The sequence below is a fragment of the Ruegeria sp. K11 genome (genome assembly GCF_056531905.1).
Map to the genome: position 1 here is coordinate 315,725 of NZ_JBQFMP010000001.1, position 21,617 is coordinate 337,341.

General features: G+C 59.0%; 20 protein-coding genes. 11 read left to right on the forward strand and 9 right to left on the reverse strand.

The genetic code is table 11. The features are described from left to right. Window positions 1-25 precede the first annotated feature (25 nt). Window positions 26-802, forward strand: a complete 777-nt coding sequence (locus tag ACR0K4_RS01575; RefSeq protein WP_480515362.1) for a DUF2189 domain-containing protein — start codon at window positions 26-28, stop codon at window positions 800-802. 53 nt (window positions 803-855) lie between these two features. Here the strand turns inward: ACR0K4_RS01575 and ACR0K4_RS01580 are convergent, their stop codons facing one another. The 4 genes from ACR0K4_RS01580 to ACR0K4_RS01595 form a co-directional block, all read right to left on the reverse strand. Then, a complete protein-coding gene (locus tag ACR0K4_RS01580) occupies window positions 856-1,584 on the reverse strand; it encodes a helix-turn-helix domain-containing protein (RefSeq protein ID WP_480852561.1) in 729 nt (242 codons plus the stop codon). Between the two features lie 334 nt (window positions 1,585-1,918). Further along, complete coding sequence (gene ilvN / locus ACR0K4_RS01585; RefSeq protein WP_480515359.1) at window positions 1,919-2,479, reverse strand: acetolactate synthase small subunit; 561 nt, start codon at window positions 2,477-2,479, stop codon at window positions 1,919-1,921. 38 nt (window positions 2,480-2,517) lie between these two features. Continuing rightward, entirely contained in the window at window positions 2,518-3,765 is a 1,248-nt protein-coding gene (locus ACR0K4_RS01590; RefSeq protein ID WP_480852562.1) for a glycosyltransferase family 87 protein, read from the reverse strand. A gap of 59 nt (window positions 3,766-3,824) precedes the next feature. After that, complete coding sequence (locus tag ACR0K4_RS01595; RefSeq protein WP_480852563.1) at window positions 3,825-5,576, reverse strand: acetolactate synthase 3 large subunit; 1,752 nt, start codon at window positions 5,574-5,576, stop codon at window positions 3,825-3,827. 424 nt (window positions 5,577-6,000) lie between these two features. Here ACR0K4_RS01595 and ACR0K4_RS01600 point away from each other — a divergent pair, with 424 nt between their 5' ends. Next, entirely contained in the window at window positions 6,001-6,846 is an 846-nt protein-coding gene (locus ACR0K4_RS01600) for a HalD/BesD family halogenase (RefSeq protein WP_480852564.1), read from the forward strand. A 38-nt stretch (window positions 6,847-6,884) separates the two neighbouring features. Further along, entirely contained in the window at window positions 6,885-7,268 is a 384-nt protein-coding gene (locus ACR0K4_RS01605) for a bleomycin resistance protein (RefSeq protein WP_480852565.1), read from the forward strand. A gap of 81 nt (window positions 7,269-7,349) precedes the next feature. Here ACR0K4_RS01605 and ACR0K4_RS01610 read toward each other — a convergent pair whose 3' ends face one another. Then, window positions 7,350-7,994 (reverse strand): response regulator transcription factor, encoded by a 645-nt coding sequence (locus ACR0K4_RS01610; RefSeq protein WP_480515349.1) that lies wholly within the window; start codon window positions 7,992-7,994, stop codon window positions 7,350-7,352. Continuing rightward, a complete protein-coding gene (locus ACR0K4_RS01615) occupies window positions 7,994-9,427 on the reverse strand; it encodes a cache domain-containing protein (protein ID WP_480852566.1) in 1,434 nt (477 codons plus the stop codon). Before ACR0K4_RS01615 ends, ACR0K4_RS01610 begins: the two co-directional genes overlap by 1 nt. 245 nt (window positions 9,428-9,672) lie before the next feature. On the opposite strand from ACR0K4_RS01615, the gene ACR0K4_RS01620 reads away from it, so the two are divergent. The 3 genes from ACR0K4_RS01620 to ACR0K4_RS01630 all read left to right on the forward strand — a co-directional run bounded on the left by ACR0K4_RS01620 (window position 9,673) and on the right by ACR0K4_RS01630 (window position 14,175). Then, entirely contained in the window at window positions 9,673-10,755 is a 1,083-nt protein-coding gene (locus ACR0K4_RS01620) for a TRAP transporter substrate-binding protein (protein WP_480515345.1), read from the forward strand. 121 nt (window positions 10,756-10,876) lie between these two features. Further along, window positions 10,877-11,803, forward strand: a complete 927-nt coding sequence (locus ACR0K4_RS01625; RefSeq protein ID WP_480515343.1) for a TRAP transporter small permease subunit — start codon at window positions 10,877-10,879, stop codon at window positions 11,801-11,803. Window positions 11,804-11,820: 17 nt separating this feature from the next. Next, complete coding sequence (locus tag ACR0K4_RS01630; protein WP_480852567.1) at window positions 11,821-14,175, forward strand: TRAP transporter large permease subunit; 2,355 nt, start codon at window positions 11,821-11,823, stop codon at window positions 14,173-14,175. Between the two features lie 239 nt (window positions 14,176-14,414). Here the strand turns inward: ACR0K4_RS01630 and ACR0K4_RS01635 are convergent, their stop codons facing one another. From ACR0K4_RS01635 to ACR0K4_RS01645, 3 genes are all read right to left on the reverse strand, one after another. Beyond that, window positions 14,415-15,239 (reverse strand): arginyltransferase, encoded by an 825-nt coding sequence (locus tag ACR0K4_RS01635; protein WP_480852568.1) that lies wholly within the window; start codon window positions 15,237-15,239, stop codon window positions 14,415-14,417. A gap of 75 nt (window positions 15,240-15,314) precedes the next feature. Next, complete coding sequence (locus ACR0K4_RS01640; RefSeq protein WP_480515337.1) at window positions 15,315-15,746, reverse strand: RDD family protein; 432 nt, start codon at window positions 15,744-15,746, stop codon at window positions 15,315-15,317. A gap of 63 nt (window positions 15,747-15,809) precedes the next feature. Continuing rightward, complete coding sequence (locus ACR0K4_RS01645) at window positions 15,810-16,235, reverse strand: DUF2852 domain-containing protein (protein ID WP_480515336.1); 426 nt, start codon at window positions 16,233-16,235, stop codon at window positions 15,810-15,812. A 113-nt stretch (window positions 16,236-16,348) separates the two neighbouring features. Between ACR0K4_RS01645 and ACR0K4_RS01650 the strand changes: the two genes are divergently transcribed. From ACR0K4_RS01650 to ACR0K4_RS01670, 5 genes are read left to right on the forward strand one after another with little or no spacing between them, the layout of a single operon-like run. Further along, entirely contained in the window at window positions 16,349-16,777 is a 429-nt protein-coding gene (locus ACR0K4_RS01650; RefSeq protein WP_480852569.1) for a nuclear transport factor 2 family protein, read from the forward strand. Continuing rightward, window positions 16,774-19,560, forward strand: a complete 2,787-nt coding sequence (locus ACR0K4_RS01655; protein WP_480852570.1) for a [protein-PII] uridylyltransferase family protein — start codon at window positions 16,774-16,776, stop codon at window positions 19,558-19,560. The genes ACR0K4_RS01650 and ACR0K4_RS01655 overlap by 4 nt, the downstream gene beginning before the upstream one ends. After that, entirely contained in the window at window positions 19,547-19,819 is a 273-nt protein-coding gene (locus ACR0K4_RS01660; RefSeq protein ID WP_480515330.1) for a hypothetical protein, read from the forward strand. The genes ACR0K4_RS01655 and ACR0K4_RS01660 overlap by 14 nt, the downstream gene beginning before the upstream one ends. 38 nt (window positions 19,820-19,857) lie before the next feature. Further along, entirely contained in the window at window positions 19,858-21,057 is a 1,200-nt protein-coding gene (locus tag ACR0K4_RS01665) for an RSP_2647 family RNA methyltransferase (protein ID WP_480515328.1), read from the forward strand. Beyond that, complete coding sequence (locus ACR0K4_RS01670; protein WP_480852571.1) at window positions 21,054-21,596, forward strand: RSP_2648 family PIN domain-containing protein; 543 nt, start codon at window positions 21,054-21,056, stop codon at window positions 21,594-21,596. Before ACR0K4_RS01665 ends, ACR0K4_RS01670 begins: the two co-directional genes overlap by 4 nt. Window positions 21,597-21,617 lie beyond the last annotated feature (21 nt).

Here is a 21,617-nt window from a genome sequence, read left to right on the forward strand (position 1 = left end):
CATCTTCGGGGAGGAGAGACCGAGAATGGAGAGACAGTTTGGTGTACCGACGTTGAGACCCGTGGACACCGCGATGCTGAAAGAAGCGCTGCGCCAGGCGGGGCGGGATTACCGGCGCGCGCCGCTTTTTGGCTTGATCTTTGCAGGGTTTTACGTGCTGGCCGGTTGGGTGATGGCATGGGTGACCATTCAGTCGGGCACGTCTTTCTGGCTGGTTCTGGCCGCGATCGGATTTCCGCTGATCGGACCATTTGCTGCGGTCGGACTGTATGAGGTGTCGCATCGGCTGGATCAGGGCGAGCCCTTGGATTCCGCAGCAATTTTTGGTGTCGTCGTCCAGCAAAGTCGCCGGCAATTGCCGTCTATCTGTGCCATCATAGTGGTCATGTTCCTGTTCTGGTTCTTTCTGGGCCACATGATCTTTGCCTTGTTCATGGGGCTGTCCACCATGACGAACGTGTCGTCTTCTCTCGAAGTGTTTCTGACGCCGAACGGGGTGACCATGTTGGCTGTGGGAACCGCAGTCGGCGCCGTGTTTGCGATCCTGCTTTACATGATCACGGTTCTGTCTATTCCCATGTTGCTGGATCGTGAACTGGACTTTGTCACCGCCATGATCGCCAGTTTCGCCTATGTCAGCGCCAACAAAAAGGTGATGCTGGGATGGGGGGCTTTCATTGCGGTTATTACTTTTCTGGCGATGATCCCCTGGTTCCTGGGGTTGTTTCTTGTCCTGCCTCTGCTGGGGCATGCCAGTTGGCATCTGTATCGTCAGATATCGGAACCGCCCGCAAGCGCTTAGAATTTGGAAGGTTATGGGTCGCCGGGCCAGCGATTATAGCCGGGGCTGAACCGTCAGGACTCCGACGTGGGCGCAGAGCTCGGCGGAAATCTGAGATGAAAATCGGAACCATCAGAGTAAAGTGCGCGGCGCGCAATGCGTAATGCTGTCGGCAGATCTGTGCCTATGTGGTGCAACTCAACATGCTGCGGTCTGACATCGCCGCCGGTTTCGGCAGACAGGTCGAAACCTTTCCCAACCCAGATACGCGCGTCGAGCCCTTTTTGCTCAGACACTACGATCATCCGGCCCTGTCGCGCGTCTTTTCGTGTGATCAACGCACACACATGGGTTTTCGTTCCAGCGACAAAACCCATGACTTTGCGGTGGTGTGGTGACGCGGACGCCGCAAGTGCGCGCGGCTCGTATCCCCGCACCAATGTGACACCGCCGATCTGTCGAACGAAAAGCAGGCGAGACCTGGATACCTCGTTAACAGTGGAATGTGCCTCCAGAAGCAGAAAGAAGCCGGTCGGCAGGGACGCTCGGTTCTGATGAGACATGAACCAGTTCAAAGCCTCGGCTGGATGATCCAGAGGAGGGTCAATTTCGTCCAGCGGTTTCAGCAAAATGCGCGCATCGACGTTGAAAAACCGGCAAATACGATCCAGTACGTCCGGCCGGGGAAAGCTCTCTCCTGCGAGATAGCGATTGAACTGGGTCCGATTGATTCCCAACTCACGGCACAATGCCGAGACAGAAGGATAATCTTGAGCAAGCCGGCGCAAGTTTGCGCCGAACATGGCGCGCAAGTCAGCGGGACTGCGAGTGGTTTCAGTCATGTCTGTCCCAGTTTGATCTTGGCATTCAAAAACATGACGTACACAGCCTGAGGGCTGCATTGTCGTTCTGCGAAATCGTTAAAAGACCCCTGCAAGCAATCCCCGAGGATCACTTGAGGCCGCAGGCTATACGTACTGCCAATAAAAGCAACATATTAAAGCAGTTATGTTTGTGTTTTATTTATATTATGCCTGCATTAGGTCTAATTGCACTGTTGCAAAGACACAGGCGGGCCGCGTTTCTGCGCGCGGGACAAAGGCTTTCATCTGGAATGAGATGAAAGCCCCTGATCTGTCAATCACCGCGCAACAAGGCGGCGACACCGGTGCGGGCCACTTCGATCAGGCCCAGCGGACGCATCAGATCCGCGAAGGCATCGATTTTATCCGGCGCGCCTGTGATCTCGAAAATGAATGAATTCAACGTGCTGTCGACCACGTTGGCGCGGAAGATATCGGCCAGCCGCAATGCTTCGACCCGCTTGTCGCCTTCACCAACGACCTTAATAATCGCCAGCTCCCGCTCGACCGCAGCGCCTTCGACTGTCAGGTCATGCACGTCGCGTACGGAAACGATCCGACCCAGCTGTGCCTTGATCTGTTCGATCACCTGCGGCGTACCCGTTGTCACGATGGTAATGCGGCTGAGGTGGCCGGTGTGATCAACCTCGGCCACGGTCAGGCTGTCGATGTTGTATCCGCGCCCCGAGAACAACCCGATTACACGGGCCAGAACACCCGGTTCGTTCTCGACCAGAACGGCGATGGTGTGCTGTTCCTGAACGTCCGAGAAGGTGGGGCGTAGATTATAGGCCGAATGGCGGGTAGAGCCTTTTTTGATGTGTAGAGCAGACATGTTGGATTACTCCGGATAGACAATATACATGGTGCGCCTCAAGTCAGAGGCTCGGTTGAGGCTGGTGTGCGCAATCGTCGAATGATCGCTGCACAACAAACAATGATCGCGGCTGACGCAACCGGGGCAAAGGCCGCGCGCATTTCAAACTGGTCAAAGTCGGTAAAGAACATGACCACGAATGCGGGGGTGATCCCGACCCACATGAAGCCCGCCAAAACCAGCCCTGCCGGGCTGGAGCCAAGCACACCTGCACGCAGCAAAAAGAGGGCGGCGGCCGCGATCAGTGTGGATTCATAAAACCACAAGTAGGGGCTTGCACAGATAATCCCAAGCAACAAAGTGGCGACGCGCAGATCAAAGCAGATTTTTGGGCTGCGCCAGGTCACGAACACAACCAATGCTGCCAAAACAGCCAACACCCATTGCATCGACAATGCCATTGCGTCGGGCAAACCCAGCCCTGCGAAAATCGAATAGGCGCTGATCATAAGATCATTGGCACTGCTGGCGCTTCTTACATATTCGACCTGTAAATCCAGCAGAGCGCGCAATTCAGACCAGTATTCGACGCCAACAACGAAAGTGGACAGCACCGTGATCGCAATTGTTGTGACGGCTGCAGAGAAAAATGTTGCCCAGGACCCCGATGCGATCAACGCGATTGGGATCAGAAGTCCAAGCTGGGGCTTCAATGTCAGCGCGCCGATCACGATACCTGCCCAAATCGGTTTACCGTCCCGAAGAAGAGCCAACGCGCCGATCAGGCCTGCAATCCACAAGACGCTGGTTTGTCCTGTGGTAAGATTGGGCATCATGGCAGGGGCCAGCGCGAACCCGAGCCAGACAGGAGTTACTCCGCCCGAAAAGGGGCGATATGCGGCCAAAGAGGCCAGCAAAGATATTGCGGTGAAGACCGCCCATGCCACTGAAAAGTGCAGGGCTCCCAAAGGTGTGAGGACAATCAGGAAACCTGCTGGATATATCCATGGCATCCAGTCTTCGTTGATGATCTGGTGCGTTTGCATGAGCTTGTCCATGTCAAGCGCGTCCAGGGGTGCTCCGGATATGGCAAGGCGCGAAGCTGCCCAAAACACCCTGAAATCTATGTTCAGGGCGATTTTTCCATCGCGGACGATTTCCAGATAGCTGGTATAATTCCAGATGATGCAGAACAGGATCAGAAGTGCAGGTACCAACGTTCCGGCTTGCCACGCGCGGCGACTTTCAAACATCGACAGGCGCGCATCGGCGTAGTCCTTTTCGGTACGTATGTCCGTATGCATCTGAGCGCCTTGTCGAATTGAAGTTAAGCTGACGTTTTGTCGGCCGGGTCTGAAAAAAGTCAGACGAGAACTGATCCCTTCGAGTCGATCACGCCCTGCGTTTCAGCCTCGCCCAACAGCATCTCGTTATGGGCCTTGCCTGACGGGATCATCGGGAAGCAGTTTTCATGTTTTTCGACCAGACAGTCGAAGATGACAGGACCGTCATAAGCGATCATCTCCATGATGGCGTCATCCAGATCGGCGGGGTCGGAACACAAGATGCCCTTGGCACCGAACGCTTCGGCCAGCTTGACGAAATCGGGCAGAGCCTCGGACCAGGAATGCGAATAGCGCTCGCCATGCAGCAATTCCTGCCACTGGCGCACCATGCCAAGACGTTCGTTGTTCAGGATGAATTGCTTGACGGGCAGACGGTACTGCGCGGCGGTGCCCATCTCTTGCATGTTCATCAACCACGAGGCTTCGCCAGCCACATTGATGACCAGCGCATCCGGGTGCGCCATCTGCACGCCGATCGAGGCCGGGAAGCCATAGCCCATAGTGCCCAGACCACCGGATGTCATCCAGCGATTGGGGTCCTCGAACCCCAGATACTGTGCGGCCCACATCTGGTGCTGACCGACCTCGGTCGTGATGTAGCGGTCGTGGGTTTTCGTCAGCTCTTCCAGACGTTGCAGCGCGTGCTGCGGTTTGATCGTCTTTTCACTGTTGGTGAAAGCCAGACAGTTGATCTTGCGCCACTCGGCGATCTGGTTTTGCCATTGCTGAACGTTGGCCGCATCTGTTTTGCGTCCGCGTGCTTTCCAGACCTTCAGAATGTCTTCCAGCACATGGGCTACGTCGCCCACAATCGGGATGTCCACGCGGATCACTTTGTTGATCGAAGATGGATCGATATCCACATGTGCCTTGATCGAATTTGGTGAAAACGCGTCGATCCGCCCGGTGATCCGGTCGTCAAAGCGGGCACCTATATTGATCATCAGGTCACAGTCATGCATGGCCATGTTGGCCTCGTAAAGGCCGTGCATGCCCAGCATTCCCAGCCAGTTCTTGCCCGAGGCCGGATAGGCGCCAAGACCCATCAGGGTCGAGGTGATCGGAAAACCGGTCGCGTCCACCAACTCGCGCAGCAACTGGCTGGCGGCGGGGCCAGAGTTGATGACGCCGCCACCAGTATAGAAGATCGGCTTTTTCGCGATCTCCATGGCGGCCACCAGTTCGGTGATCTCTTCCAGATCGCCTTTCAGAACCGGTTGGTAATGCGAGGTCGACGGCTTGGGCGCACTGTATTCACCGGACGCAAACTGCACATCCTTGGGGATGTCGACCAGAACCGGGCCCGGACGGCCCGATGTGGCGACATGGAACGCTTCATGGATGGTTCCGGCAAGCGAATCCGTGTCCTTGACCAGCCAGTTGTGCTTGGTGCAGGGGCGGGTGATGCCGATGGTGTCAGCCTCCTGAAAAGCGTCCGAGCCGATCATGAAGGTGGGCACCTGACCGGTCAGAACAATGATCGGGATCGAATCCATAAGCGCATCGGTCAGTCCAGTCACCGCGTTGGTCGCGCCCGGACCCGAGGTCACAAGCGCGACACCCGGCTTGCCGGTCGAGCGCGCATAACCTTCGGCGGCGTGCACGGCTCCCTGTTCATGACGCACCAGAATGTGGCGAATGTCGTTTTGCAGAAAGATTTCATCATAGATGGGTAGGACGGCGCCGCCGGGATATCCGAATACTGTGTCCACGCCCTGATCCTTGAGGGCCTGAACCACCATCTTTGCGCCGGTCATCTCACGTGTCATCTGCTTTGCTCCGTTCGCGACATGTGTCTTGCGTTGTGCCAAAAAAAAGCCCCCGAGTTTCTCGGAGGCGCATGGGTTCGATTATGGTTTACCGTTACCGGCCCATGCGCGTGGTTCCTACGATTACGACTAGCGTTCTCATCGCCAGAGGCTCCTTTTCTGCTGGACCGGACATTATGGGCGGGCGCGAGGGGCGTCAACAGGCAATTGTGCAAATTTTCTATCTCAGGCGATCTATTTCGCGACATTTTGTTGCGTCTGGCGCCGCCTACTCGGAATTTCCGCGAAATTGATGGGGGTTAACGGTGCTGAATCGGAAATATTCGTGGGTCAAATGCGTCAGGGCGATGTCCGAAACAGGCATGATGACCGGCGTGCTCTGCGTCAGGCTGTTCAGACAGAGGATGAGTGAACGAGGGTTGTCATGCTGCACGATCTGGTGGATTTGGGCCGGTATCCGATCGATTGCCCGGGCTCGCATGCCTATGACCGGCTGATCGAGGACCTGCGCCGTGATCTGGGTCAGGACGGCTGTGCGGTGCTGCCGGGCTTTGTTCATGAGGCAGGGCTGACACAGCTGTTGGCCGAGGCCGACGCGGTTGCGCCCAACGCCCATCGCTCGTTCAACCGGACCAATCCGTATTTTACCAAGGATGACCCGCGTTTTGGTATCGGGCACCCTTTGCGCCGGTTCTATGACCGCTCAAACGCCTTTGTTCCGGCTGACAACTTTGCCAAGGATGGCCCGCTGCGCCGGATATACGAATTCGAAGGCTTCATGCCGTTCATCCGCGCTGCCCTGAACGAGCCCGAAGACCGGTTCTTTCGCTATGATGATCCGCTGGCCGATGTGATCATCAATGTGGTGGAAGAGGGGCAGGGGTTTCCCTGGCATTTCGATACCAACAATTACACGGTCACGCTGGCGATCCAAAATGGCGAAGAAGGCGGGGCGTTTGAATACGCTGCCAATTTGCGAAGCGCAGATGATGAGAATTTTGCCGCCGTCACGTCGGTTCTGGATGGCAATATGGGGCGGGTGCGCAGGCTCGAGTTGCAACCGGGTGATCTGCAGATCTTCCGGGGCCGGTATTCCCTGCACCGTGTCGCGCCGGTTAGGGGCGCGCACAAGCGTTATGTGGGAATATTCTCGTTTGTCGAAGCACCGGGCATGTGTGGCAGTGTCGAGCGGACCCGGCAGTTATATGGCCGCGTGCTGCCGCAACATCATGCGCGCGATGGCAACAGGACGGATCGGTTGCTGGACTGAACTGTGATAGGCTGAACCAAACTGTGTCAGGAGGGGACATGCCGCACCTGTTGGGCCTCACGCCATTTGTTTTGTGTTCCTCGTTGGAACGGCAGATCGCGTTTTATTGCACGCGGCTTGGGTTTTCCTGCACGTTCCGGCAGGAGAACTACGCCTATCTCAGGCGTGATCCGGTGGCCATTCGTCTGCTGGAATGCCCGCCACGACCGGATGGCAAACCGCTGGGTGCCGATCAATCTTTCTATATCGACGTAGTGGATATTGTTGCCTTGTATGACAGCCTTCGTCCGGGGTTGGAGGATTTGCCGGACGGGCGTATACGCGCCCCGTTTGATCAGCCCTATCAGCAGCGCGAGTTCCACGTGATCGATGAGGATGGAACGCTGATCTTCTTTGGCGAGGATATTCGGAGCAAAAGCTGACCCAAGCCGCTCCCGCCCGGTGTAGACACGCCTGCGGCGCGTCTTCGCCGGTTGGGCCCGGCAGCGCGTGCCGCGCTGCGGTCAGAGGCCGGAACCGGTGCCCTGCAGAACCCCATGCTCCAGCGCATAGCGGGTCAGACCGGCGGTTGAGGAAATGCCAAGCTTGCGTTTGATATTCTTGCGGTGCGTTTCGACTGTTCGGACCGAGATATCCAGTGTCTGGGCGACCTCTTTGTTTGATTTACCCTGCGCAAGCTCCAGCAGAATGGTCTGTTCCCGCCCGGTCAATGCCTCGCGCGTGTTGCCGTCCTTGGGTTCCAGCGAGCCGCTGGCCCCGGTGCAAAGATAACGCTCGCCCCGCATCACCGCGTCGATCGCCTGTTTGATCTCATCGGTGGGCACATCCTTGAGGATATACCCGCGCGCGCCATGGCTGAGGGCGGTCGAGATATACTCGGGGCTGTCATGCATTGACAGGATCAGAACCCGCGTGTCGGGCGCGCGCTCCAGAATGATTTCGGTCGCGCTCAGCCCGTTCAGGCCCGGCATGTTGAGGTCCATCAACACGACATCCGGCCGCAGCGCATCGGCCTGATCCACCGCCTCCTGTCCGCTTGAGAGTGTGCCGACCACTTCGATTTCGTCATAGCTTTCCAGAAGTGACTGGATGCCTTCGGCCACCATCGGGTGGTCATCGACGATCAGTACGCGTACCGGTTCTGTCATCATGAACCTGCCTTTCGGGTTGGGGTTGCGTCATCCTGAGGCGACAGCAGATGGCTCAGCGGCAGGGTCACTTCGATCACCGTGCCACTGCGTGTGCCGCGGGATGACAGGATGCGCAGGGTTCCGTCAAGCCGGTCCACACGTTCCTGAATGTTACGCAGACCGATCCCGGTGCCGGCTGAGCCCGGTTCATTCCGCAACCCGCGTCCGTTGTCGGTGATGCGCATGGTGGCGCCTTTCTTGTGTCCTCTCAGGTCGATGGTCACTTGGGTCGCGCCGGAATGGCGTTCGATATTGGTCAACGCTTCCTGCGCGATGCGGTAGAGGGCGATCTTGCTGTCCTGGTCCAGCCGGTTGCGGAATACCACGGTCGAAAACTCGGTTTCAACACCGGTGCGTTCCCGGAAATCATCGGTCAGCGCTTTCAAGGCGGGTCCCAGGCCCAGATCATCCAGAACCCCGGGCCTCAGGTCTCGGCTGATCCGGCGCACTTCGGTGATCGCGGTGCCTAGATTGTCGATGCCTTTCTGCAAAGGTTCACGTGCCCCGTCTTCATCCCCCTTGATCAGCCGACGGCGCGCATTGTCCAGCGCATAGCGGACGCCCACCAATATCTGACTGATGCCGTCATGCAGTTCGCGCGCCACCCGGCCACGCTCTTCTTCTTGGGTGTCGAATACTCTTTGCGTCAGTTCCTTGAGCTTGGCATCCGCCAGACGGCGTTCGCGAATATTGAGCAACATGCCCGAGGCAAACACGATCAGTACGGCGGCCAGAACGATACCGCCAATATACATGAAAGTGCGCCGAACCCGGGTTTCGACCTCGGCGCGGGCATTGGCCACGGTCGCCACGATGTCGTCGATGAACACGCCGGTGCCCACGACCCAACGCCAATCCTGCAGGCCGACCACATAAGCGATCATCTGCGCCTCTTCTCCGCTTGACGGTTTCTGCCACATGAAATTGTGCCAGCCCGCACCCTGACGGGCCAGACGGATAAACTCGTCGACCACAGGGGTGCCGTCGCTGTCGGTCAGGCCTTCCCAGTTTCGGTTGATGAATTCGGTCTGGCGTGGGCTGACCAGGTTGTTGCCGTCATAATCGTAGACAAAGAAAAACCCGTCCTTCCCATAGATCATCGCCGACAGGATCTGGGTGACCAGACTTTTTGCCTCGGCGTCATCGGGCGCGGCGCGTCCGTATATGTAGGCAAAACCGTTGCGGGCCTGCGTAACATAATTGCGCAGCTCGGCCCTTTTTGCCTCGATCAAGCGTTGTTCAAGTGCCTGGATTTCGCGTTCGGCTGTCGCGCGGGATTCGTAGGTGACAAGTGCGGCAATGGCGGCCACCGCGACAATCAGCGGAATCGCAGCCACAAGCGACAGCTTCTGTCCGTAAGTCAACCTGATTAGGTTTCGAACTCCTCCCATAGCCGAATCGATACGCAAGCTGCGTGGAAATTGCAAAAACATTGGGCCAAACCGGGTGATCTGGCCCCGGATCGGTGCCAACTGGGATCACATTGAGCCTTGAGAGGGCATTGAGTGCGCAAAAAAGGGCGCGTCTACGCAGTTGTAGGTATTCACATTCCCATGCCCCTGATTAGGCTGCGCACACTGACAACGACTGACCCGGTATGTGCCGGGTATTGAATATGCAGGGGAGGAACACTCATATGGATCGTCGTTCATTTCTGAAAACATCTGCTCTGGGCGGCTCGGCAGCTGCGGCCACCACGCTGGCGGCACCGGCTTATGCGCAGGGCAATCGCACCCTGACCATGGTGACATCTTGGGGTCGCGGTCTGGCTGGTGTGTTTGACAGCGCGCAGCGTTGTGCCGACAGCATCAACGCCATGTCCGATGGCAGCCTGACGGTTGACATCAAGGCGGCAGGTGAACTGGTTGGCGCGTTTGAGGTGTTTGACGCGGTATCGTCCGGTCAGGCGGACATGTACCACGCGGCGGACTATTACTTTGTCGGTCAGCACCCGGGCTATGCATTCTTCACGGCCGTGCCGTTTGGCATGACCGCGCAGGAACTGGTGAACTGGTACTACCATGCCGGTGGTATGGAGCTGCATGACGAGCTGGGCGAAATCTTCGGCCTGAAATCCTTCCTGGCCGGTAACACCGGTGCACAGGCAGGTGGCTGGTACTCGAAAGAGATTAACAGCCCCGAAGACTTCAACGGCCTGAAATTCCGTATGCCGGGTCTGGGCGGCAAGGCGCTGGGCAAACTGGGCGCATCGGTGCAGAACATCCCGGGCTCGGAAGTGTATCAGGCGCTGTCGTCCGGCGCGATTGACGGCACCGAGTGGATCGGTCCCTGGGCCGACGAAAAAGCCGGTTTCCAGGAAATCACCAAGACCTACTACACCGCTGGCTTCCACGAGCCGGGCGCAGGTCTGTCGCTGGCCACCAACCGCGACGTGTTTGATGAACTGACACCAGCACAGCAGAAGATCATCGAGATCGCCGCCGCCGAAGCGCACCAGTGGAATCTGGCGCAATTCCTGGCCAATAACGGTGCCGCTCTGCAGCGCCTGCAGGCTGGTGGTGTGAAGGTTCTGGAATTCCCCGACAGCGTCTGGGATGCCTTCGGTCAGGCCAGCCAGGAAGTGCTGGACGAGAACATGGGCGACGAACTGTTCAAGAAAATCCACGACAGCGCAATGTCCTCGATGGCCGCATCTTCGGCGTGGCAGAACCTGTCGTCGGGTGCCTACACCACGCAGCGTGACCGCGTACGCGGCTAAGCTGACTTGCAACAAACAGACCGGTTTCCCCGCTTGTGCGGGGAGGCCTTTCCCGTTGCGCAAAAGCGGTTCGGACTGACCGCGTTCAACAAAAGTGCAACCGAGACGACCTGGGGACAACATGCAGGACGATAACGGTATCTCGTTTTTCGGCGCCCTGTGGAATGGACTGATCTGGTTCATTCAGAACATTGCCGAAGCCTTCTATAACTTTGGATACGCGATCACGCATCCGCAACTCTGGCTGGACTGGTCAGACAAACAAGCCATCATGCGCTTTGTCTATTACGGCGGGTCGATCGAGTTTTTTTTCGTGATCTTCGCAGTCTTTCTGGTGGTGACAGCCGTTGGCCTTTACCGCAACAGCTTCATGTGGGGCGTGGTGCGGGTGCTGGAAGGCTTTGCCAATACCACAGGCCGCTTCTTTGCATGGGCAGGCTTGCTGATGGTGATTCAGCAGATCGTCATTGTCTTTATGCAGCGGGTTTTCGCGCGACCGGATATGAGCTTTGGCTTTGGTATCCCGTTTCAGATGGATATCAGCTGGTTTGCGGAAGAACTGAAACTCTACAATGCCATGGTTGTTTGCCTGTGCTGTACCTACACCTTTGTGCAGGGCGGCCATGTCCGCGTTGATCTGGTCTATGCGGGCATCAGTCACCGCGCCAAACGTGTGGTCGACATGTGCGGGGCCGTGTTGTTCATGATGCCGATGGCGGTGCTGACATGGATGTATGGCTGGTATTTCATGTGGCGGCACCTGATCGTGCCGAAACCTTCGGCCAGCGACACACTGGACCGGCTGGTAGCCAAATCCCGTGCCCTGCGCTGGAATGTTGAAACCATCGGCTTCAGCCCCAACGGGTTCAACGCCTACTTCCTGTTCAAAATTCTGCTGGTCGCCTTTGCGGGCATGGTCTTCCTGCACGCGGTCGCCTTCCTGTACCGGTCGTATCTGGAATTTGTGGAAGGGCCGGAGAGTGTCGGGAAATACCTCGACAAGGACAGCCTTGGCGAAGGTGAAGAAGCCTATGAAGGCGCGCATTAGGGACGGAGACCCAGACTATGCTATTCGGACTTGATGGCGTCGAGATCGGCCTCATAATTGTATTCTTCTGCCTTTTCGGAGGCATCCTGTCCGGTTTTCCGGTGGCCTTCGCCATCGGCGGGGCCGGGATCATTTCCTTCGGGATCATCGCCGCGCTGGACAGCGCCGGGCTGCTGATCCACCAGGCCATCGATACCGGCTCGCAAGCCTATCGGGATCTGGTGAATTCGGGGGTCAAACCGGACTCGGTGTCCGTGTTCCGATACCCGGACCTGCCACGTATCGCTGAGCCGGTCTTCGTTCAGGGTTGGGAAACGGCGCTGGACCGCAATGTGTCCTTCATCGTGAACCGGATGAACGAGCGTGTTCTGGCCGGGCAGTCCATCGAGACCCTGCTGGCCGTTCTGATGTTCGTTCTGATGGGTATCACGCTGGAACGCTCGAAGATCGCAAACGACCTGCTGACCACGATGGCGCGTGTCTTTGGCCCGCTGCCCGGCGGTCTGGCGGTGTCGATTGTGGTTGTGGGCGCGTTCCTTGCCGCCTCGACCGGGATCGTTGGCGCGACCGTGGTAACCATGGGCCTGTTGGCCCTGCCGACCATGTTGCGGAACAATTACTCGCCGGAACTGGCGACCGGTGTGATCGCGGCCTCGGGAACGCTGGGGCAGATCATCCCGCCATCGATTGTGATCGTTCTGCTGGGGACACTGGCCGGTGATCTTTACTCTACTGCGCAAGAAACCCGCGCCGTCGAGGCAGGCTGTACCGACGCGCTGACCTATCTGGGTGAACCTGCAGTGGTTTCGGTGGGGACGCTGTTCCAGGCGGCGCTGCTGCCAGGCATTATGCTGGCGCTTCTCTATGCACTCTATGCCTTTGGCTATGCGATGCTGAACCCGGATAAGGCGCCGGCTGTTGAGATGGCTGGCGGCAGCGGAGAGCCGATCACCCGCTCGGAAGGGCTGATCTGGTTCCTGGGCGCACCAATTGCCCTGATTGCAGGCGCGTTGTTGCTGGGCAGTGCCGGTGTCATCGGCAGTCAAAGTACAACGGTTTCGGCCTTCTCGGATATCGGAGAAGGGGCGTCGCTGCGCACCAACGTGTCGGAAGAGTGCCAGGCGTCGATGATCGAGCTACATGGCCAGTCGGCCTGGGATCAGGCGGTGGCCGAGCAGGAGGCGCTGGATGCCGCCGGTGGCGCCGCAGAGTCGCAGCGTCTGACTGAGGAAGAGCTGCTTGCCGCACGCGAAGCCAAGATTGCGGCCGCCGCGCCAATTGGCAACGGTGTTGCCGTGATCGTGGTGCTGCTGGGCCTGACGCTGGTGCTGGGCCGTGGGATCGCCCCGTCGAAATCACCGCAGCCCTTGATCCTAGGGGCCATCGGACTGTTGCTGATGCTGCTGGCCGATGTGTTGCTGATTGCGCCCACGACATCGTCTGGCGCAACCTTCCTGCTGCTGGCCTTGCCATTTGCTCTGGCGATCTACGGCTGTAAGGAAGCGGCGATCCGATGTTCCTCGAATGACCTGATCCGGGTGGTCTTCCCGCCCCTGGTTCTGATCATCGCGGTTCTGGGCTCGATTCTGGGTGGCATCACCAACCCGACTCCTGCGGCGGCGCTGGGTGCAGGCGGGGCCATCATGCTGGCGGCCTATCGCAAGCTGCAGGATCAGGGAAAATCCGGCATGGTGATCATCTGGTCGACCTTTGCCATCATCATCTGTTTGTTGTTGGGGGTGAACTTTGACCTTCGGATCAATCAGGGCGGTGTGTCGGTTGAAAGCTGGATCGCCTTCGTCTTCGCATATTCGACATATCTATATGCGCTGTTCGGCCTGTTGTTCGGGTGCTGGGTGCTGTTTGCGGGCGGTGTTCTGACACCGGTTGTCCGTGAAACCGCCAAGGTGACGTCGATGGTGTTCACCATCCTGATCGGGTCCCAGTTGCTGAACCTTGTGGTGATCTCGTTCGGCGGAGAGCACTACATTCAGCAATTCCTCAAGAGCTTCGACAACGAGTTCACGGTCTTCCTGATCGTGATGCTGGTGCTGTTTGTTCTGGGTTTCGTGCTGGATTTCCTCGAGATCATTTACATCGTGATCCCGATTGTGGGGCCGGTGATCTATGGTGGGTCATTCGATCCCAAATGGGTCACGATCATGGTTGCGGTGAACCTGCAGACCTCGTTCCTGACGCCACCGTTCGGGTTCGCGCTGTTCTATTTGCGCGGGGTGGCGCCCAAAGAGGTGACGACAGGGCATATTTATCGCGGGATCATTCCGTTTGTGATCATTCAGGTGGTCGGGATCGCGATCTTGTGGTCATTCCCGTCCATCGTGACCATTGTGCCGGATCTGATCCCGAATTGAGCCGGAAAACGGAAAGAGCACGATAAAAAGGGGGCCGTCGGCCCCCTTTGTTATGGAAGGGGCCAGCCCCTTCTTGGCCGTTGGCCAATTCAACCCCGGGATATTTTTTGGCCAGATGAAGAAGCGGATCAGAGGCAATTGCAAGGGTGCCCTAGTGCACCGGCGCAGCGGAGGGTGTCGCGATGAGTTCAGGACTGTCCGGGATCGTGAGATGGGGTCGATGCGGATTGCCGGGCGCGTCAGCCTTTGGTGGGGTGCCGGTCGGGCAGCTGGATATTTGCCACTTGCTCGGCAATCGGTGGCGACGAGAGCGGGTGGTGCGAGGTGTCGGTGAATGCTTCAGGGTTGGCAATTTTGCGCCACTCGCCGCCCAGATAGGCCTGCAGGCCCGAGAACTTGGCCTTGTAGCCCATCTTGGGGCTGCCCGGGACCCAATAGCCCAGATATACATAAGGTAGCCCCGCCTCGCGCGCGATCTCGATATGGTCGAGGATCATGTAGGTGCCCAGCGATTTTTGTTGAAACGCGGGTTCGAAGAACGAGTAGACCATGCTGAGCCCGTCATCCAGAACATCCGTGAGGCTGACAGCGATCAGTTCGTCCGTTTCGGGGTGGGCATATTCAACCACGCGGCTGCGGATCGGAGTTTCCTCGATCATCGCGGCGAATTCGAACACATCCATATCGGCCATGCCACCATCGGCGTGGCGGGCATCAAGATAGCGTCGGAACAGATCGAATTGTTCATCCGTTGCCCAGGGCGAGGTGGCGCGGCGTTTCAGGTAGGAATTGCGTTTCGTGGCGCGTTTCTGGCTTTTGCTGGGACGAAAGGCCGAGATGTCGATCCGGGCGGACAGGCAGGCGGCGCAATCGGTGCACGAGGGGCGATACAGCACGTTCTGAGATCGACGAAACCCTTGCTGCGAAAGACAATTGTTCAGCCCGTCCGCACCTTCGCCTTGCAGTGCGGTAAACAGCTTACGTTCCATTCTGCCCTCAAGGTAAGGGCAGGGCTGGGGAGCCGTCACATAGAATTGTGGCGCAATTGGCAGCGTGTGTCGCATGAAGGGTCCGCGTTTCCTCGGGCCGGATGATAGCAACCGTTCCCGGGTCCGCCAAGCCCTTCACGCAGGTGATTTTCAGGCGCGTTGGTTGATCATGACCGTGCCAAGAAACGTGTCGGTCAGACCCTGACACCGGGCGCTGGTCATCATCATGATGACCGAGATGATCTGAAGGATCGGAAAGGCCATGCTGACGAAGTATCCGGCGGTATGGGCAACCGCCTTGCCGGTATCCATCCGTTCGCCAAATGCGTCGCGCAGTTCGATCCCCATGAAGCGCATTCCCAGCGTCGCTGACCCGTTCGAGATGGTGACGACGCGGTAAATGAAGCTGAGCACGGCATAGATCAGGGCCAGAAAGAACAGGCCCAGCCCGGCTGTAAACAGGATGGCCACCGTACACAGCAGCGAGATGAAAGCGATATCAAACAGCCATGCGAAGAAACGCTTGGTGGCGACGGATTGGTAGAATTCCGGCTGGCTGTCGGGATCAGGCAGGTTGGTCATGTCTTGGTCCGGTTATTGGTCAAAGGCACCCTGTCCCGAAGATCGGGACAGGGCAAGGCTGGATCAAGCAGGTTGTGCACCGTTTTCGGTGTCATCGCGATTGTCGCGGGCGCGTTCGTCCATGAATTCATCGAACTCGGCCTTGTCCTTGGCTTCGCGCAGACGGTGCAGGAAGGCCTCGAACTCCTTCTGCTCGCGCTCCAGCCGGGCCAGCGTATCGGCCTTGTAGGCGTCAAAGGCGCTGTTGCCGGAAGGTTTCATCGCGCTCATGTGACTGTTCCAGGACGTACGGCGGCTGCAGGATTTGCTGAACATGCGTTTGCTCCAGATCATATAGGCCAGAAGGGCCAGGCCAACGGGCCAGAAGAAGATGAAACCAAGAACCATAGCGGCGATCCAGGCCCCTTTGCCCTTGGCGTCCATCCAGGTTTCAGCGCGGTGCAGCCATCCCGGATTTTGAGGGACGGCGGTTTCAGACAATGCGGTCATTTTGATCTCCGGGTTGATGTAAATCTTATTCACATTGTCTAGATGGGGAGCCCGGCTGGCGATGCAAGAGGTGAATGTGAAAAAGATTTACATTTATGTGCGGTGGCGGTTGATTGGTTGACCTCGGTTCGGATCAGGCGCAGGTTCCGGCTATGAACAATACCGAGACTACATCCCCTCCGTCGCTTGCTGAAATTCTGGATCTCGAGAAACAGGTGTGGGCGGCTTTGGTCGAAGGGGACGCCGCTGCGGACCGGGCGTTGCTGAGCCCTGATTTCCTGGGTGTCTATCCCAGCGGGTTCGCCAACCGGGATGATCACGTGGGTCAGTTTGCCGACGCCCCGACCATGGCGCGGTTCGACCTCAGCGACGAAAGGTTGCGCGTTCTGGCACCGGACATTGTGCTTCTGTCTTATCGTGCAGATTATCAGCGCCCTGGCGCGGACAAAGGGGAGGCCATGCTGATCACCTCGCTATGGGAACGGCGCAATGGCGTCTGGATCAACAGTTTCAGCCAGGATACCCCGTTGGAGGACCAATGACCGGGCCAATCGCTATCCGGCGTATGCCGCATCCGTTTGATCCGTCGCTGGGCGAAGAGACCAGACAGCAGGTCGATGTGGGGCCGGATCACGGTGACCTCATTGCGGGTGCTGCAGGGTCGAGCCCCTACCTGAAAAGTCTGATCGAGCGCGAAAGAATGTGGCTGCCGGAGGCTTTACAGGACCCGGATCAGGCGCTGGCACAGGTGATGGCAACAGCGCAGGAATTGCCCCGGGATCAGTTGAAACCGGGATTGCGTCAGGCCAAGCGGCAGGTGGCCTTGTTGACGGCCCTGGCCGATCTGGCAGGGGCTTGGCCTTTGGAGAAAGTCACGTCGGCGCTGACGGATTTCGGCGCTTTAGCCGCTGATGTGGCCGCCAGGGCCGAGATCGAGGCCCTGATCCGGCGCGGTAAACTGCCGGGTATGACCGAGCAAGACGCCGAAACGGCCGCCGGTATGATCATTCTGGCGATGGGGAAGATGGGTGCGCATGAGCTGAACTACAGCTCGGATATCGATCTGATCGTGCTGTTTGACGAGACCCGATTCGACCCTGATGACTTTTATGAGGCGCGTCAGGGGATGGTGCGGGCGACGCGGAATTTCTGTGCCACGCTCAGCGAAAAGACGGCAGACGGGTATGTGTTTCGCACGGATCTGCGTCTGCGGCCCGACCCTGCTGTCACCCCGGTCTGCATCGCGGCTGAGGCTGCCGAGCGGTATTATGAAAGCCTCGGTCGCACGTGGGAGCGAGCCGCCTATATCAAGGCGCGGCCCTGTGCCGGAGATGTCGCGGCAGGCCAGCGCTTTTTGGATACGTTGCGCCCCTTCGTCTGGCGGCGGCACCTGGACTTCGCTGCCATTCAGGACGCGCATGACATGCGCCTGCGCATTCGCGAGAACAAGGGAACGGGTGGGGCCCTGACCATTCCGGGGCACGACATGAAACTGGGGCAGGGCGGTATCCGCGAAATCGAGTTTTTTACCCAGACCCGACAGTTGATTGCCGGGGGGCGCGACCCCGATCTGCGTGTACGCGGGACGGTGCCGGGGCTGGCGGCTTTGGCCGAAAAGGGATGGGTTCCCGAGGACGTGGCCGAGAAGCTGACCGATCACTATCGCGCGCATCGCGAAGTTGAGCACCGCATTCAGATGGTCCACGATGCCCAGACCCACAAAGTGCCGCAGTCGCCGGACGGTATTGAACGGGTGGCATGCCTGATGGGCATCGACAGCACCGAATTGGCCGCGGACCTGACCCGCCGCCTGACCGAGGTACATGATCTTACAGAGGGGTTTTTTGCGCCCGGTGCCGCAGCCTCCGTGCCATCGCCCGAGATTTCCTTTGATAAGGGCGTCATGGCGCGTTGGAGGACCTATCCGGCGCTGCGTTCGCAACGCGGGGCCCGGATATTCGAGCGGCTGAAGCCTGAATTGCTGACGCGCCTCGCCAAGACCGCGAAACCGGATGAGGCGCTGCTGGCGCTTGACGGGTTCCTTTCCGGCCTGCCCGCCGGGGTGCAGCTGTTTTCTCTGTTCGAGGCCAATCCGCACCTGATCGATTTGCTGGTCGACATCGTGGGAACCTCGCATGCGCTGGCGGCGCACCTGTCGCGCAATGCCTCGGTGTTTGATGCGGTGATCGGAGGCAGTTTCTTCGATGACTGGCCGGGAAAAGACGCCTTGCAGGCTGATCTGGAACAGGCGCTGCAGCAAGAGGCGGACTATGAAAGCCAGTTGGACCTGGCCCGGCGGTGGTGCAAGGAATGGCACTTCCGCGTTGGCGTTCACCATCTGCGTGGCCTGATCGCCGGAACCCAGGCGGGCCAGCAATATGCCGATCTGGCCAGTGCGGTCATCGCCGCCATTCTGCCCTGTGTCGAGGCGCAGTTTGCAGCCAAGCACGGACCTGCTCCGGGGCGCGGAGCTGCGGTGCTGGGCATGGGATCGCTGGGGGCAGGGCGGATCAACTCGCAATCGGATCTGGATATGATCGTGATCTACGATCCGTTGGATCAGGATATGTCCGACGGTCCGCGCCCGTTGGCCACCCGCACCTATTATGCGCGGTTTACGCAGGCTTTGATCACGGCGCTTTCGGCCCCGATGTCTCAGGGGCGGCTGTATGAGGTAGACATGCGCCTGCGCCCCTCGGGCAATCAGGGGCCGGTGGCCACCAGTTGGGCCAGCTTTACCAACTATCAGCAGAATGAGGCTTGGGTGTGGGAACATCTGGCCCTGACCCGCGCACATGTGGTGGCCGGTGACGCGGCCCTTGCAGATGATATCGAGGCGTTCCGCACCGCGCTTCTCGCGCATCCCAGGGATCGTGCGCAGGTGTTGCACGACGTGGCCGAAATGCGCGCGCGTCTGGCCGCCGCGAAATCGCCCGCTGGTATCTGGGATGCCAAAACCGGAGCCGGGCGCATGATGGATATCGAGCTGATGGCCGAGACCGGAGCCCTGCTGGCCGGACTGGCGCAACGCGATGTGCATACCGGTCTGGACGGTGCTGTCGCAGCTGGCCTGTTCGATGTCGCGCAGGCGCAAACGCTGAAAGACTGCTACGATCTATGCTGGTCGGTACAATGCGCGGCCCGGCTGCTGTCGGGCAAAGTGATTGAGGCCGACAAGATCGGTGAGGGTGGCGCGGCTTTTCTGTGTCGGGCCACCGGGTTCGAACAGGTCGAACAGCTTCAGGCCGCGCTGCAGGAAAGTTACGACACTGCCGCCGCGCTGATCGGCACAGTGATTGCAGAGGATGACAATGGCGCGCAGTGACGATCCCAACGACCACAAGGGCCTGATCCGCGAGGCCTATAACATCGACGGCATCTCGTTGCCCGAATGCCGGAGCATCTTTCTGGACTGGGCGCTGAGCCTTCCGGCTGATCGGGATCAAAGGCAGGCACTGTCGGACCTACATGCGCTGTATTCGGCACAGGCGGCAGATCACCCGATGACACAGGTGCTGGCCGAAGGTCTGCAGGCGGCGCAGGCTCCAAAACGGCGCGGCGGCTGGCGCGCGCGTCAACGCTAGGGCTTTCCCCCATGTGCATTCGCCACTAAGAGGGCGCTATGACCCAACCCGACCGCCCCCGTATCCGATTGAAACCCAAAGCCAATGCGCGCGGTCTGCGCCACGGCTTCCCTTGGGTTTACGCCAATGACATCGTGGCCGACCGACGCACCCGAAAAATTCCGGCAGGGGCTCTGGCGATTCTTGAAGATGACAAGCGCGCGCCCATCGCTCTGGTGGCGGTGAACCCGGCCTCGAAAATCATGTGTCGCGTGCTGGATCGCGACCTGACCGCCGAGTTGACTCTCGACTGGTTCGAAACCCGCTTGCGCCGCGCGCTGGATATGCGCGCTCGCGTCTTCGACGCGCCTTACTATCGCCTGATCCATGCCGAGGCCGACGGGTTGCCCGGTGTCATCATTGACCGTTTCGGCGATACCTGCGTGATTCAACCCAATGCCGCCTGGGCCGAGACGTATCTGCAAACCCTGACAGATGCGCTCATCTCGGTCACCGGGGTCACGACGGTTCTGAAAAACGCCTCAGGCCGGACCCGTGGTCTGGAAGGCTTGGACAATGTCAACCAAACGCTGCGCGGAATTGCACCCAAGGCACCGGTTTCGGTGCCGATGAACGGCGCGACTTATATGGCGGATCTGACAGGCGGACAAAAAACCGGCCTGTTTTATGATCAACGCCCAAACCATGCCTTCGCCGCGCAGCTGGTTACACCGGGCGCACGAGTTCTGGACGTGTTCAGTCATGTCGGCGGCTTCGGTCTGGCCATGCTTGCAGGCGGTGCGGATCAGGCGGTGTCGGTCGATGGATCCGCGGCCGCGCTTGCCCTGGCCGCACAAGGGGCGCAGGCGTCGGGCGTCGCTGATCGCTTTGAAATCCGCCAGGGTGATGCGTTTGACACGCTGACAGCGCTGGGCGAGGAACAGGCACAGTTCGACGTGGTCATCTGCGACCCACCCGCCTTCGCGCCCTCGAAACAAGCGCTGGACGCTGGACTGCGCGCCTATGAACGCATTGCCCGCCTGTCCGCGCCGCTGGTTAAACCGGGTGGCTATCTCGGTTTATGTTCCTGCTCTCACGCGGCCGATCTTGGCCGGTTCCGGGATGCATCTTCGCGCGGGATGGGCCGGGCCGGGCGGCAGGCACAGCTGATCCATACGGGCTTTGCCGGACCTGATCACCCACAATTGCCGCAACTGGCCGAAAGCGGCTATCTCAAAGCCGTGTTCTATCGCCTGTGAAAGCGGTCCTCGATACCTGCGTCATCTACCCGACGGTGATGCGCGAGATGCTTCTGGGTGCCGCTAAACTCGGACATTTCCAACCGATCTGGTCTACTCGAATTCTAGAAGAATGGGCCCGCGCCGCCCGCAAACTGGGACCAACGGGCGAAGAACAGGCGCGTGCGGAAATCGCCCTGAGCCAGACCAACTGGCCACAGGCCGAACACCCTCCGGCACCGGGCCTCGAACACCGCCTCTGGCTGCCGGACGCAGCCGACATACATGTCCTCGCCACGGCCATTTCTTCTTCCGCCGACATGATCGTGACGCTCAATGCAAAGGATTTTCCCAAAAACATACTGGCTGAAGAGGGGCTCAGCCGCCGCGATCCCGACGCCTTGTTGTACGGCTTCTGGCAAGCCGATCCCCATGGTCTCAGCGAAATGGCGAACCGCGTTCTCACCGAAGCCAACCGGCTTTCCGGCGATCAGTGGACCTTGCGCACCCTGATGAAAAAAGCGCGCCTGCCGCGTCTCGGTAAAGCCCTGTCAACCTGAGCTCCACCTCCCGATCTTCAT